The 13948-nt window shown below is 60.8% G+C and carries 13 protein-coding genes; 1 reads left to right on the top strand and 12 read right to left on the bottom strand.

Annotated features, from left to right (window positions below; genetic code table 11):
- Positions 1-161: 161 nt before the first annotated feature.
- The 7 genes from GXB78_RS03005 to GXB78_RS02975 form a co-directional block, all read right to left on the bottom strand.
- On the bottom strand, positions 162-554 hold the full coding sequence (locus tag GXB78_RS03005; RefSeq protein ID WP_329514103.1) for a RidA family protein: 393 nt from the start codon (positions 552-554) through the stop codon (positions 162-164).
- A 31-nt stretch (positions 555-585) separates the two neighbouring features.
- Positions 586-1377 carry an amino acid ABC transporter ATP-binding protein gene (locus tag GXB78_RS03000; protein ID WP_329514102.1) on the bottom strand — a complete coding sequence of 264 codons (792 nt, stop codon included), beginning with the start codon at positions 1375-1377 and terminating at the stop codon, positions 586-588.
- Positions 1374-2036: an amino acid ABC transporter permease gene (locus GXB78_RS02995; RefSeq protein ID WP_329514100.1), complete on the bottom strand. Its 663-nt coding sequence runs from the start codon at positions 2034-2036 to the stop codon at positions 1374-1376. Before GXB78_RS02995 ends, GXB78_RS03000 begins: the two co-directional genes overlap by 4 nt.
- Positions 2037-2045: 9 nt before the next feature.
- On the bottom strand, positions 2046-2708 hold the full coding sequence (locus GXB78_RS02990; protein ID WP_126362776.1) for an amino acid ABC transporter permease: 663 nt from the start codon (positions 2706-2708) through the stop codon (positions 2046-2048).
- 51 nt (positions 2709-2759) lie between these two features.
- On the bottom strand, positions 2760-3608 hold the full coding sequence (locus GXB78_RS02985; RefSeq protein ID WP_329514099.1) for a transporter substrate-binding domain-containing protein: 849 nt from the start codon (positions 3606-3608) through the stop codon (positions 2760-2762).
- Positions 3609-3888: 280 nt separating this feature from the next.
- A complete protein-coding gene (locus tag GXB78_RS02980; protein ID WP_329514098.1) occupies positions 3889-4170 on the bottom strand; it encodes a type II toxin-antitoxin system RelE family toxin in 282 nt (93 codons plus the stop codon).
- Positions 4160-4408 (bottom strand): type II toxin-antitoxin system Phd/YefM family antitoxin, encoded by a 249-nt coding sequence (locus GXB78_RS02975; protein WP_329514097.1) that lies wholly within the window; start codon positions 4406-4408, stop codon positions 4160-4162. Before GXB78_RS02975 ends, GXB78_RS02980 begins: the two co-directional genes overlap by 11 nt.
- Before the next feature lie 250 nt (positions 4409-4658).
- On the opposite strand from GXB78_RS02975, the gene GXB78_RS02970 reads away from it, so the two are divergent.
- Entirely contained in the window at positions 4659-5090 is a 432-nt protein-coding gene (locus GXB78_RS02970; protein ID WP_329514096.1) for a thioredoxin family protein, read from the top strand.
- Between the two features lie 138 nt (positions 5091-5228).
- Here GXB78_RS02970 and GXB78_RS02965 read toward each other — a convergent pair whose 3' ends face one another.
- The 5 genes from GXB78_RS02965 to cobW form a co-directional block, all read right to left on the bottom strand.
- A complete protein-coding gene (locus GXB78_RS02965) occupies positions 5229-6788 on the bottom strand; it encodes a TerC family protein (RefSeq protein ID WP_329514095.1) in 1560 nt (519 codons plus the stop codon).
- Positions 6789-7136: 348 nt separating this feature from the next.
- Positions 7137-7829, bottom strand: a complete 693-nt coding sequence (locus tag GXB78_RS02960; protein WP_329514579.1) for a vWA domain-containing protein — start codon at positions 7827-7829, stop codon at positions 7137-7139.
- Complete coding sequence (locus tag GXB78_RS02955; RefSeq protein ID WP_329514094.1) at positions 7802-8812, bottom strand: ATP-binding protein; 1011 nt, start codon at positions 8810-8812, stop codon at positions 7802-7804. The genes GXB78_RS02960 and GXB78_RS02955 overlap by 28 nt, the downstream gene beginning before the upstream one ends.
- 217 nt (positions 8813-9029) lie before the next feature.
- The gene (cobN, locus tag GXB78_RS02950; protein ID WP_329514093.1) at positions 9030-12878 is read right to left on the bottom strand and encodes a cobaltochelatase subunit CobN; all 3849 of its coding nucleotides are present in this window, start codon (positions 12876-12878) and stop codon (positions 9030-9032) included.
- Positions 12879-12881: 3 nt separating this feature from the next.
- Positions 12882-13946: a cobalamin biosynthesis protein CobW gene (gene cobW / locus GXB78_RS02945; RefSeq protein WP_329514092.1), complete on the bottom strand. Its 1065-nt coding sequence runs from the start codon at positions 13944-13946 to the stop codon at positions 12882-12884.
- Positions 13947-13948 lie beyond the last annotated feature (2 nt).

Here is a 13948-nt window from a genome sequence, read left to right as displayed (position 1 = left end):
GTGCCGTGTCAGTGACATTGCTGCCCTCACCCCCCGCCCTCTCCCGGAGGGAGAGGGAGCCTGATCGAATCGATGCATAAATCACTGATAAACGTCGATTCTGCATCGATAAAGATCAGTCCCCTCTCCCTCCGGGAGAGGGCTAGGGTGAGGGGAAAGCTTCACTCAGATCTTTTTTTGTAGGCAATGCAGTCGATCTCAACCTTGCAATCGACCATCATGCTCGCCTGCACACACGCCCGTGCCGGGGCGTGTTCGGGTTTGAAATACTCGGCGAAAACCTTGTTGAAGCTGCTGAAATCCCGTGGATCGTCCAGCCACACACCGGCGCGGACCACGTCTTCCAGCCCATAACCGGCCTCTTCGAGAATCGCGATCAGGTTCTTCATGGTCTGGTGGGTCTGCTCGACGATGCCACCGACAATGATCTCGCCATCCACCGCCGGTACCTGACCGGACACGTGCAGCCAGCCATCCGCTTCGACAGCGCGGGCGAATGGACGAGGCTGGCCGCCGGCGGCGGTGCTGCCGGTGCCGTAACGCGTAATGCTCATGGGTGTTTCTCCTGATTGCAAAAGTACAGATTCAAAACCGCGTGCTCTTGAGAAATTCCGCCAGACGCGGCGATTGCGGGCGTTCGAACAGCTCCTTGGGAGGCCCCTGCTCTTCGATCCGCCCTTGATTCATGAAAACGATCTTGTCCGAGACCTCGAAGGCAAATCGCATTTCGTGGGTCACCAGCAACATGGTCATGCCGTCCTCGGCCAGGCCCTTGATCACGTTGAGCACCTCGCCGACCAGCTCCGGGTCGAGGGCCGAGGTGACTTCGTCGAAGAGCATCAGGCTCGGGTTCATCGCAATGGCCCGGGCGATGGCCACGCGCTGTTGCTGGCCGCCGGACAACTGGCCGGGAAAGTGATTGCGCCGCTCCAGCAGGCCGACGCGCTCCAGCCATTTTTCGGCGAGCACCACGGCTTCGTCCTTGGGCATCTTCTTCACTTTGAGCAGGCCCAACGTGACGTTCTGCAACGCGGTCAGGTGCGGGAAAAGGTTGAATTGCTGGAAGGCCATGCCGGTCATCGCGCGATGGCGAGCAATGACTTTTTCAGGATGACGCACGCGTTTGCCGTTGACCTCGTCGTAGCCGATGGATTCGCCGTCGAGCAGGATCTGCCCGCCCTGGAATTCTTCGAGCATGTTCACGCAACGCAACAGCGTGGTCTTGCCCGAACCGCTGGAGCCGATCAGCGTGACCACGTTGCCGCGCTGCATGCTCAGGTCGACACCCTTGAGCACTTCCACCGCGCCGTACTGTTTGTGCAGGCCGCGAATGTCCAGCAGCGCCTGATCCTGTGAAGCAACTTGAGCTTGAGTCATGGCAGGGCCACCCGCTTTTCAATGTGCCGGCCGAGTAATTCGATGCCGTAGTTGATGACGAAGAACAGAAAACCGGCGAACAGGTAAAACTCCAGGGTCATGAAGTTCCGCGCGATGACCTGTTGCGTGCTGAGCAGCAATTCGGCGACGCCGATCACCGAGAGCAAGGTCGAAGCCTTGACGATTTCGGTGGACGAGTTGACCCAGGTCGGCAGGATCTGCCGCAGCGCCTGAGGCAACAGCACGTAACCGAGGGATTGGTAGAACGTCAGGCCGATGGCTTTACCCGCCTCCATCTGCCCGCGCGGCAAGGCTTGCAGCGCACCACGGACGATTTCGGCGACGTGCGAGCCGCAGAACAGCGTCAGGCCCAGGGCACCGGCCTGGAACGCGCTGATCTGCCAACCGAGCGCCGGGGCCATATAGAAGCAGGCCAGCACCAGCACGAACACCGGCGTGCCGCGAATCAGATCGACGTAAACGCGGAACGGCGCGCGCATCCAGAATTTGCCGTAAGTCAGTACCAGACCGGCAACCACACCGAGCACGGTGCCGAGCACAATGGCCAGCGCCGAAACCTGCACACTGGTCAGAAAGCCCTGCCACAACGGCTCGCGGGCGACCCACAATTCATGCAACCAACTGGGAGATTGGTACATCGCAGCCTCCTATCGGCGGATCGCCAGACGCTGCTCGAGGTAACGCAGCAGCATGGCAATGAGGTAACAGGCCGCGACATACAACGCCGTGGTCACCAGCCAGGTTTCGATCACCCGGTAGCTTTCGACGTTGATCTTGCGCGCGTAATAAGTCAGCTCCGGCACTGCAATCGCAGCGGCCAGCGAAGTGTCCTTGAACAGCGAAATGAAGTTGTTCGAGAGCGCCGGCAAGACGTTGCGCAGCATCACCGGAACGGTGACGTAGGCCTTCACCTGCCATTCGCCGAGGCCGATCGCCAGCCCCGCTTCGCGTTGCCCTTTGGGGATGCTCAGCAAACCGCCACGGAACACTTCGGTCAGGTACGCGCCGGCATACAACGACAGGGTGATGATGAACGAAGGGATCTTGTCCAGACGAATCCCGAGGCTCGGCAGTGCAAAGTAGATCAACAGAATCAACACCAGGATTGGCGTATTACGCACCACCGTGACGTACACCGAGGCCAGCACCCGCAAGGCGCGATGCCTGGAAAGCAAGGCAAACGCCATCAGCAGGCCGATTACGCAGCCGATGGCGATCGACACCAGCGCCAGTTGCAAGCCCAGACCGAGCCCCGCCAGCAAAGTGTCGAAATCGCGCCACACGGCGGCAAAGTTCAACTGATAGTTCATGGTCAGCAGTACCTTGAGCGGGGCGACTTAAATCGCCCCACTCTCACGGGATCATTTGAATTCGACTGGGAAACCGATCGCGGGCGACGGCAGATCGACACCGAACCATTGCTTGAAGGAGGCGGCGTAGGTCGGGAACTCAACCCCGGTCATGGCTTCATGCAGCGCGGTGTTGACGAAGTTCAGCCAGTCCTGATCGCCGCGTTTGACCGCACAGGCGTAGGTCTGTGGACTCCAGGCGTAGCTCGGGCTGCGATAACGGCCCGGGTTCTGCACCATCAGGTATTTGACCGAGGACTGGTCCGTGGCGGCGGCGTCGGCGCGGCCGGAGTTCACCGCCTGATACATCAGGTCGACGCTGTCGTACTGATCGACTTTGGCCTTGGGCAATGCCTGATGCACCAACTCTTCGGCATATACGTTCTGCAGTACCGCAACGGTGACGTCATCGCCTGCCGCTTGCAGGTCTTCGATTTCCTTGTACTTGCTGTTGTTCGGCAGCAGCAGGCCGACACCTTCGCGGTAGTACGGCAAGGTGAACGCGACTTGCTGCGCACGGCTGGCGGTGACGGTGATGAACTGGCAGCTCATGTCGACCTTGTCGGTCAGCAGGTTGGGAATGCGCGCGTCGGATGACTGCACCACGAACTCGACCTTGCTCGGGTCATTGAACAAGCCCTTGGCCACGATCCTGGCGATGTCGATATCAAACCCCTGCAACTTGCCGTCCGCGCCCTGAAAGTGCCACGGCGCATTGGTGCTGCCGGTGCCCACGATCAACTTGCCACGGGCCAGAACACTGTCGAGCTTGCTGTCAGCCGCTTGGGCCAGGCCGACGAGCGAAGAAGAAGCTGCAAGAACAAAAACACACGCTTTGAATAACGAAGGATGGCGATGCATGGCAAGCACTCCAGAATTGTGTTTATTCCGCTATACCGGAACACGGTTTGTTACTACGGAATAGACAGCAGAAAGTGTGCCACAGGAATCAGGAGAAATCTGTAGTTGCGGAGAATGCTTTGGTTATCAAATAGATATGGACTTGCAGAGCAAACGCTCGGTCCGTTCCAGCACGCAGGAGGTTTCTTGCGATCGTTGAAGAAGGGGTAAAGCATTCCCAAATTGGGTCGGATGGCGTCGTCATGGTGCGAATCAGGGTTACAGTTGAGCAAGACCGGCGTCAGCGCTTGAGAGCCTGCCTGTAAACATCACCACCCTGCCGTTTCCCGACCGCTATCACCGTAACGACCAGCACCTCGTCCCTGACCCGATAGACCAACCGATATCCAGCGCTTCGAAGCTTGATTTTATAGGCGTTACTCAACCCTTTCAGGCGAGCCGCCGGAACGTGCGGATTTGCCAGCCTTTCCAGAAGTTTATTTTTGAACTGCTCTCTGAGCTCCGACCCAAGCTTTCCCCACTCTTTCCAGGCCTTATCAGAAAACTCCAGATCATAGGTCACCAATGGAAACCTTGATGGTCGGATCGTTTTCTCGCTCCTTACAGAGGGCGATCAGTTCCAGATCCTCAAGGCGCTCCATCATTGCCTCGTATTCTTTGGCGGGCACGCAATAAAAAGCCGGTTCGTTTCGATTAAGGATCGCCACTGACCGCCCTCCACCAGCAGCCACTGTACCCATAGGATTTTTTTTCAATTCGGAAATACTCGCTACGACATGAGAAAGAACGATGTGCGTCATGAACTGTGCTCCTTGAAGTGCTCTGGTTGGTGCTCAAAATAGCACTCCAAGTGGCGCTCGGCTCGATGTATGGAGGTTATCACGCGCTTTCTTGTGAGGTTCCTGCATTGGTTGTCGGCGCTATCTGGTGTTTTTGTGGGATTAATCCCGTGGTCAAGCAGCTCACCTGTAATTTCTGACAGTAGACCCCGACACGTTTGTTCCTTTAACGTCAACACACCTTTCGCTCGTTGAAAAAAAGGATCATTCGATGAACGCCTCAAACACAACTTTTGCGCTGGCACCGGTTTACCGCAAAGCCCTGAAAACCTGGCGCCCGGTCATTCTTTATTTCGCCAATGAACACTGCCCCGCCTGCGAATGGGCCGGGCCGATCTTTCGGCAGATTGCCGAGCCTTACCGGCTGCGCGCCAACATTTACATGCTCGACACCAGCCAATCGCCCAAGCACCCCAACGTGACCGGCACGCCGACGGTGCTCTTTTACAAGGGCGGCAGGCTGATAAAAAAACTCAAAGGTATCGGCAATGAAGAAACTCTGGCACGGGATTTCGCCGTGCATATCGGCAAGACCAAAGCGCCCGTTGCCGCGCGCAAACGAACGCATGATCTGGTTTGGTTGCGTCAGACCCTCCGTACTTTGCGTACAGTCCCACTTGCACGCCTGCGCCGGATGTTCTGAACGAGCCTCACCAGAGATGTGAAGTGCATGCCAAATCGCCTTCGCGAGCAGGCTCGCTCCCACATCGAACCGCGTTGCAATGTGGGAGCGAGCCTGCTCGCGAAAAGGCCGGCACAGCTGGTAAAAAAAGCGCGAGTATTACGCGGCAGCTCTCTCCAGCAACACCCGCGTCACCCGCCGCTCTTCGACAGCTTTGACGGTCAGTTGCCAGCCCTCGTATTCCAGTCGGTCACCCGTCATCGGCAACCGATCCAGCAGACTCATGACCAGCCCGGCCATGGTCTGATAGTCCTCGGTCGGCTCGGCACCGAAGCCGGTGCGCTGGCGCACTCGTGCCAAGGGCAGCGCACCACTGACGAGGAATCCGCCGCGCTCTTCGACCACGTCCGGGCCTTCGATTTCGCTGGCATCAGGTAACTCGCCGGCGATCGATTCGAGGATGTCGGTCATGGTCAGCACACCGACAAAGTCACCGAACTCATTGACCACGAAGGCAATGTGCGTCGATGCCGCACGCATCTGCTCCAGCGCATTGAGGATCGAATAACTGTCGAGCAGATTGAGCGTCTTGCGGGCCAGATGCTCGAGGTTCGGCTCGTTGCCGGCCAGATACTCCTTGAGCAGTTCCTTTTTGTGTACGAAGCCCAGCGGTTCATCCACTGCGCCATCGCGAATCAACGGCAAGCGCGAGTAGGACGAGTGCATCAACTTTGTGCGAATGCTCTTGGCATCATCGGCAAGATCAATCAGGTCTACGTCGGCGCGTACTGTCATCAGATTGCGGATCGGCCGTTCCGCCAGTTGCAGCACGCCGCTGATCATCACCCGCTCACGGCGGTCGAACAGCTCGGCAACCGGCGCCTCACCGTTGTCGAGCAGGTCGGAAATCTCCTCGCCGACCTCCTCCACCGCCAGCTTGCGCCCGCCGAGCAAGCGCATCACTGCATGGGCCGTGCGCTCACGCATGGGCCGCAAGCCCTGCATCGAACGTTTGCGCCGAGCCCGGGCGATCTGGTTGAACACTTCGATGAGGATCGAGAACCCGATCGCGGCGTACAGATAACCTTTCGGGATATGGAAGCCCAGGCCTTCTGCGGTGAGGGCAAAACCGATCATCATCAGGAAGCCCAGACACAGCATGATTACAGTCGGGTGTGCGTTGACGAAGCGGGTCAGCGGTTTGCTGGCAACGATCATCAGGCCGATGGAAATAATCACCGCGATCATCATCACCGCCAGTTCATCGACCATGCCCACGGCGGTAATCACCGCGTCGAGGGAGAACACCGCGTCGAGCACTACGATCTGTGCCACGATCGGCCAGAACAACGCATAGGTGGCATTGGTCGAGCGCTCGCCGACGTGGCCTTCGAGGCGTTCGTGCAATTCCATGGTGGCCTTGAACAACAGGAACACACCACCGAACAGCATGATCAGGTCGCGGCCGGAGAAGCTCTTGTCGAACACCTCGAACAACGGCTGCGTCAGCGTGACCAGCCAGGAAATACTCGCCAACAAGCCCAGACGCATGATCAACGCCAGCGACAGGCCGATGATCCGCGCGCGATCGCGCTGATGCGGCGGCAGTTTGTCGGCGAGAATTGCGATGAACACCAGGTTGTCGATACCCAGCACCAGTTCCAGCACGATCAGAGTCAACAGGCCTAACCAGGCCGTGGGATCCGCTAACCATTCCATAAAACGTCTCTATCTCTCTGCAGTGAATTCAGGCAGCCGGACACGGCAAAGTGCAACGCGAAGGCTCAAGAGCCGCGTTAACAACCATAGTCGGGAGTCGGAAGACGGAATGCTGCGAATGGATCAAGACCGCACGAAGGCGCGCTGGAGAGTGCTGACTGGGAGGCTCCGAGAGGGTGCTCATGTAAATCCTGAATGAAAAATGGCCTTGGAGCGTACAGGGTCGAAGGGTCCGCTCCACAGCGGCAAATCATTTCAAAATCTGTACGAATCGAAGATTTTCAGCGTTGGTGAAGACGCCTTCGCGAGCAGGCTCGCTCCCACAGGGTTTGAGCAGTGCGGCGGATTTCAGCGCAAACCCAGCTCATCGATGTGCCGATACTGCGCTTGCAGCGCTGTCGCCAGTTCCTTCGCCCGGCCCAGTCGAATCGGCCCGCGCTCGATGTCGATGAGCAATCCGGGGCACACCAACGCTGGCAGAGCCGACTGGTCTTCCACCCGACCATCGGTCACGATCAGGCAGCGCTGCTGTTCGGCGGCAAAGCGCTTGCGCCGCAGCGTCAGCCATTGCTGCGCCTGCTCCAGTGCCGCGAGCAACGGCGTGCCGCCGCCGGCGCCCAGATTGTCGAGCCAGAGCCGCAGGCCACTGGATGCCTTCAAACCTTGCACTTGCCACTTTGGCGCAGCGCCACTGGCCGTCAGCAAGGCCAATCGCGCCCGTTGACGGTAAGCGTCGTCGAACAGCTGCGCGAGCAGGCCCTTGGCATCGCTCAAAGCCTGATGGCGACGGGTCGAGGCCGAGGCGTCGACGATCACCAGCCAGATTTCATGGGGCGAACGGGTGCGCTGTTGAAACAGCAGATCAGCGCGGCGCTGAGGGCGGCCATTGAGCAGCGTGCCCGGCCAGTTCACCGAACCGCTGCTGGCTGACTGCCGCTGGCCCTGACGGCCATTATCGAGCTGCCCGGCGCGGGGTCTGGCATTCGCCCCCGCGTCGGATCGGGGGCGAATGCCTAGGGCTTTTTTGCCAGCGGCGGCCAGCTCGGGACTTCGCGACGGGCGCCGGTGGCTTGCGCTGTTGCCGGCATCTCGCCCCACTGGCCCTGCCCTTCACTGGGCTTGTTCTGTGCGCCTGAGGGAGATTGCCCAGAGGGCTCAGCGCTCGTCGGGGGTTGCTCGCGACGGCGATGGCGCAGGGCAAACTCCGCCACCGCGTCGATATCTTCTTCAGCAATCGCATCCGCGCCACGCCACGCGGCATGGGCGCGAGCCGCGCGCAACCAGACCAGATCGGCGCGCAAGCCATCGACGCCAGCGGCGAAACAACGCTCGGTAATAAGCGCCAGTGCCGTATCGTCCAGCGGGACGTCGGCCAAGCGCTCGCGCGCGGTTTCACAGCGCGAGCGCAAGATTTGTTGCGCGCTTTCCCATTGCGCGCAGAAGGCTTGCGGATCGCTGTCGAAATCCAGCCGCCGACGGATGATCTGCCCGCGCTCGGCGGGCGCGGTGTGACCGTTGAGGGCGACATTCAAACCGAAACGGTCAAGCAGTTGCGGCCGCAGCTCACCCTCTTCCGGGTTCATGGTGCCGATCAGGACGAATTTCGCCGAATGCCTGTGGGAAATGCCGTCGCGCTCGATCAGGTTGGTGCCGCTGGCGGCAACATCGAGCAGCAGGTCGACCAGATGATCGGCCAGCAGATTGACTTCATCGACGTACAGCACGCCGCCGTCAGCCTTGGCCAATACGCCGGGGGAGAATTGTACGCGACCGTTGCTCAGGGCTGCGTCGAGATCGAGGGTGCCGACCAGGCGCTCTTCAGTGGCACCCAGCGGCAAGGTGACAAACTGGCCGCTGGCGAGCAGATCCGCCAGACCCCGGGCCAGTGTCGACTTGGCCATGCCGCGCGGACCTTCGATGAGCACACCGCCGATCTTCGGGTCGATGGCGGTCAGGCACAGAGCAAGCTTCAAGTCATCGGCGCCGACCACGGCGGAGAGCGGGAAATGCGGGGTGTCGTTCATTTGGGTTTTCTCTTTCGTGGTCGTGGGTGCTTTTTAGATCGCGGTGTGTCAATTGTTGCCCACCCTAGCCCTCTCCCAGAGGGAGAGGGAACCGACCGTGGTGTTCTCTCGAGTGCTGTCGACCTGATGTATCGGGTCGACGCAAACTTCGACAGCGCTGAAGATTTGCTCCCTCTCCCTCCGGGAGAGGGCTGGGGTGAGGGTAGCTTTTTAGCGCCTACATATCTTCCTCGATATCCAACAGCAAATTCTCCAGCGCCTCTTTATAAGCCCCAGGCTCCTGCCACATCCCCCGCTGCTGCGCCTCGAGCATGCGTTCAGTCATGTCGCGCAGCGCATGGGGATTATTCTCACGGACAAAATCCCGGGTCGCCGGATCGAGCAGATAGGCATCCGCCAGCAAGGCATATTGATGATCGTCGATCAGCTGCGTCGTCGCATCGAAGGCGAACAGATTATCAACCGTTGCGGCAAGTTCGAACGCGCCCTTATAGCCGTGACGCTTGACCCCTTCAATCCACTTCGGATTGGCCGCCCGCGAACGCACTACGCGGTTCAGCTCTTCCTTCAAGGTACGAATCTTCGGCAGATCCGGCTGGCTGTGATCGCCGTGATAACTGGCCGCAGCCTCGCCGCGCAGGCTTTCCACCGCAGCGAGCATGCCGCCCTGGAACTGGTAATAATCATTTGAATCAAGCAAGTCATGCTCGCGATTGTCCTGATTTTGCAGCACCGCCTGCACCTGGCTCAGGCGCTGGCTGAATTGCTCGCGGGCGGCGGTGCCTTCGTCTGCGCCGCCATAAGCGTAGGCGCCCCAGTTCAGGTAGACCTCGGCGAGATCTTCACGGGTCTGCCACAGGCGCCCGTCGATCGCGCCTTGCACACCGGCGCCGTACGCTCCCGGCTTGGCGCCGAAGATGCGCCAGCCGGCCTGACGCCGTGCTGTGTCCTCATCCATCCCGGCTTGCAACAGAGCTTGACGTTCGGCGCGCACCTTGGCGGCCAGTGGATTCAAGTCGTCCGGTTCGTCCAGCGCGGCCACCGCTTGCACGGCGGCGTCGAACAGGCGGATGAGATTGGCAAACGCATCACGGAAGAAACCCGAGACCCGAAGCGTCACGTCGACCCGTGGGCGATCGAGCAGACTCAGCGGCAGAATCTCGAAATCATCCACGCGCTGACTGCCTGTAGCCCAGACCGGACGCACGCCCATCAACGCCATGGCCTGGGCAATGTCATCGCCGCCGGTGCGCATGGTCGCAGTGCCCCACACGGACAAGCCGAGTTGGCGCAGGTGGTCGCCATGATCCTGCAGGTGTCGCTCGAGAATCAGCGTGGCCGACTGGAATCCGATGCGCCACGCGGTGGTCGTCGGCAGATTGCGCACGTCCACCGAGTAGAAGTTGCGCCCGGTGGGCAGCACGTCGAGGCGGCCACGGCTGGGTGCACCGCTGGGGCCGGCCGGGACGAAGCGACCGCTGAGGGCGTCGAGCAGACCGCGCATTTCGGCCGGGCCGCAGGCGTCGAGGCGCGGGGCGACGACTTGGCGCAGGGACTGGATGATCTCATTCACATCAGACCACCCTGGCCCCTGTGGGAGCGAGCCTGCTCGCGAAAGCGGTGTGTCATTCAAAACTGAATTGCCTGTCCCGACGCCTTCGCGAGCAGGCTCGCTCCCACAGGGGAAATTCAGTGTCTGGGAGATCAGCTCGGTGGCGAAGAGTTCGAGGCGTTCGCGGGTGTCGCCGGTGGTGCGCCAGAGTTCATCGCTGATCGTCTGCAACTCGCTCGGTCGCGGGCCGTTCCACGGATCGGCCAATGTGCAATCCAGCGGATCGAAGCCCAGTTCAAACGCCTTGGCCAACGCCCGCAACAGACTCGACCGCGCGCCCTTGCCGTCACCGCGCGGGATCCGCAGCAACGCCAGCAACGTGTCAATGCGCAAGCGCCCGCTCGGCGATTCGCCAAAGATGTGCAGCCCATCGCGAATCTGCGATTCCTTCAGATCGCACAGATAAGTATCCAGACGTGGCAGCCAGATTGCCGCATCGGCATCGCTGTCCAGCGCGGCATCCAGTTGCAATTCGCGGTCGATTTGCGTGTCACGCACCAGTTGCAGAATGTCGCGCTGCAACTCGCGAGCACGGCGCGGATCGAGCAGTTGCGCTTCGTAGTATTCGTCGGCGAGCAACTCCAGATTGCGCAGCGGCCCATAGGTTTCGGCGCGGGTCAGCGGCGGCATCAGGTGGTCGATGATCACCGCTTGCGTGCGCCGCTTGGCCTGGGCGCCCTCGCCCGGATCGTTGACGATAAACGGATAGATATTCGGCAGCGGCCCGAGCAGCGCGTCCGGCCAGCAATTCTCGGAAAGGCCGACGCCTTTGCCCGGCAGCCATTCGAGGTTGCCGTGCTTGCCGACATGGACTACGCCGTGAGCGCCGTAGGTGTTGCGCAACCAGAAATAGAACGCCAGATAGCCGTGCGGCGGGACCAGATCCGGGTCGTGATACACCGCGCTCGGATCGACCTGATAACCGCGTGCCGGCTGGATGCCGACGAAGGTCAGACCGAACCGCAACCCGGCGATCATCAGGCGACCGTCGCGGCACATCGGATCTTTGTCTGGCGAACCCCAACGCTCTTGCACCGCGACGCGATTCGCTTCCGGCAACGCCTTGAACATTGCCAGGTAATCGTCCATCGCCAGGCTCTGCTGGCACGGGCGCAGGTCGAGACTGTCGAGGTCATTGCTGACGCCGCCGAGCAGTTGCTGAATCAGCGCGGTGCCGCTATCCGGTAACTCGGCCGTGACCTGATAACCCTGGTCGCGCAATGCACGCAGGATATTCAGCGCCGCCGCCGGCGTATCGAGGCCGACGCCGTTGCCGATACGACCGTCGCGAGTCGGGTAGTTGGCGAGGATCAGCGCGATGCGTTTTTCGCCGTTCGGCACGCGCGCCAGATCAACCCAGCGCCGCGCCAGTTCGGCGACGAAATCCATGCGTTCGGGTTGGGCGCGATAGCAGACCACATCGGACTGACTGCGCTCGCTGCGCCAGGCCAGATCCTTGAAGCTGATCGGCCGGCTGATGATACGTCCGTCAAGCTCCGGCAGAGCAATATGCATCGCCAGATCCCGCGGCCCGAGGCCCTGCTCGCTGTCGCGCCAACCGGGCTCGTTGTCCTGAGCGCAGATCGCCTGAATCACCGGAATGTTGCGACGAAACGGGCGCAGGTGCGGTGCTTCGGGGCTCGATTGAGCAAAACCGGTGGTGTTGAGAGTCACCCCGGCCTCGACCTCATCGAGCCAATCCTCAACCACCGACAGGCAGCCAGGTTCTTTCAGACTGGCCACCGCGATCGGCAGCGGATTGAGCCCGGCAGCCTGCAAACGCTGACAGAACACATCGATGAACGCCGTGTTCGCCGCTTGCAAGTGCGAGCGATAAAACAGCAGCGCCGCCACCGGTTGATCGGGCAGCCATTCGGCTTGCCAGTCACTCAGGGCGGCGCTGTTTTTCTGTGGGTGATAAATCGCCGTGCGCGGCAGCGTTTGCGGCTCGCTCCACGGGTAATCGCGGGCGAACCATTGGTTGCCCAGGCACCGGAAGAAATCCAGCGCATTGCCCATGCCGCCCTGACGCAGGAATTGCCAGAGTCGATCACGTGCTTGGGCGCTGACCGTGCTCAAGTCGCTGAGCTCGGGATCCGGGCGGTCATCGCCGGGCACCAGAATCAGTTGCACACCGCGTTCGGACAACTCGACCAGCCGCTCGACGCCGTAGCGCCAATAAGCGATGCCGCCGTGCAGGGAAATCAGAATGACCTTGGCGTGGCGCAGCACTTCATCCACGTACAGATCGACCGAGGCATGATTCTGCACCTGCATCGGGTTGGCCAGGCGCAGGCTCGGATAATCATCCGGCAATTGCTGCGCAGCCTCGGCGAGCAGCGCCAGGCTGGAATCGCCGCTGCACAGGATCACCAGCTCGGCGGGGGTTTGTCCGAGGTCGGCAATGTTGTCATCCGAGACGAATCCGCCGGGCTGGGTCCTGAGCAGGTGCATGGCTTAAACGCTGAGCGCAGCGTGCAATTGCGCTTCTAGTTGAGCGGCATCGAGTTCCTGACCGATCAACACCAGACGCGTGACTCGCGCTTCTTCGACACCCCACTGGCGGTCGAAATGCTTGTCGAAACGCGTGCCCACGCCCTGGATCAACAGGCGCATCGGCTTGTTCGGAATCGCCGCAAAACCTTTGACGCGGAGGATGCCGTGCTGCACCACCAATTGCGTCAGCGCATCGAGCAGCAGGCTTTCGTCGGCTTGCGGCAGTTCGAGGGAGATCGAATCGAAGGCGTCGTGATCGTGGTCGTCATCATCACCGTCATGGTGATGGTCGTGGTGGCTGTGGCGGCTGTCGATGTGTTCCTCGGAACCGGCACCGAGGCCGATCAGCACGTCGAGCGGCAGACGGCCGTTGCTGGCTTCGACGATTTTCACCGCTGGCGGCAGTTCTTCTGCGACTTCTGCGCGCACGCGAGCCAGATCTTCCGGGCTGGTCTGGTCGGCCTTGTTGAGGATGACCAGATCGGCACTGGCCAGTTGATCGGCGAACAGCTCGTGCAGCGGCGATTCGTGATCGAGGTTGGGATCGAGTTTGCGCTGCGCATCGACCTGATCCGGGAACGCGGCGAACGTGCCTGCGGCGACGGCCGGGCTATCGACCACGGTGATGACTGCGTCGACGGTGCAGGCACTGCGAATTTCCGGCCACTGGAAGGCCTGCACCAACGGCTTGGGCAGGGCCAGACCCGAGGTTTCGATGAGAATGTGATCGAGGTCACCGCGACGGGCGACCAGTTCGCGCATTACCGGGAAGAACTCTTCCTGCACCGTGCAGCACAGGCAGCCGTTGGCCAATTCGTAGACGCGGCCGCTGGCTTCTTCTTCGGTGCAGCCGATGGTGCATTGCTTGAGGATTTCACCGTCGATGCCCAGCTCGCCGAACTCGTTGACGATCACCGCGATTCGCCGGCCCTGAGCGTTGTCGAGCATGTGTCGCAGCAGCGTGGTTTTGCCCGAACCGAGGAAACCGGTGACGATGGTGACGGGGAGTTTGGCCAGTGTTTTCATCG

The organism is Pseudomonas moraviensis subsp. stanleyae (assembly GCF_036283065.1).
GTDB classification, from domain to species: Bacteria; Pseudomonadota; Gammaproteobacteria; order Pseudomonadales; family Pseudomonadaceae; genus Aquipseudomonas; species Aquipseudomonas stanleyae.
The sequence above is the reverse complement of the archived record's forward strand: the minus strand, read 5'-3'. Positions and strand labels throughout refer to the sequence as shown.

Coding starts and splice junctions, on each gene's coding strand:
- GXB78_RS03005 (WP_329514103.1), bottom strand. CDS start 554: ATGAGCATTACGCGTTACGGCACCGGCAGCACCGCCGCCGGCGGCCAG.
- GXB78_RS03000 (WP_329514102.1), bottom strand. CDS start 1,377: ATGACTCAAGCTCAAGTTGCTTCACAGGATCAGGCGCTGCTGGACATT.
- GXB78_RS02995 (WP_329514100.1), bottom strand. CDS start 2,036: ATGTACCAATCTCCCAGTTGGTTGCATGAATTGTGGGTCGCCCGCGAG.
- GXB78_RS02990 (WP_126362776.1), bottom strand. CDS start 2,708: ATGAACTATCAGTTGAACTTTGCCGCCGTGTGGCGCGATTTCGACACT.
- GXB78_RS02985 (WP_329514099.1), bottom strand. CDS start 3,608: ATGCATCGCCATCCTTCGTTATTCAAAGCGTGTGTTTTTGTTCTTGCA.
- GXB78_RS02975 (WP_329514097.1), bottom strand. CDS start 4,408: ATGACGCACATCGTTCTTTCTCATGTCGTAGCGAGTATTTCCGAATTG.
- GXB78_RS02970 (WP_329514096.1), top strand. CDS start 4,659: ATGAACGCCTCAAACACAACTTTTGCGCTGGCACCGGTTTACCGCAAA.
- GXB78_RS02965 (WP_329514095.1), bottom strand. CDS start 6,788: ATGGAATGGTTAGCGGATCCCACGGCCTGGTTAGGCCTGTTGACTCTG.
- GXB78_RS02955 (WP_329514094.1), bottom strand. CDS start 8,812: ATGAACGACACCCCGCATTTCCCGCTCTCCGCCGTGGTCGGCGCCGAT.
- cobN (WP_329514093.1), bottom strand. CDS start 12,878: ATGCACCTGCTCAGGACCCAGCCCGGCGGATTCGTCTCGGATGACAAC.
- cobW (WP_329514092.1), bottom strand. CDS start 13,946: ATGAAAACACTGGCCAAACTCCCCGTCACCATCGTCACCGGTTTCCTC.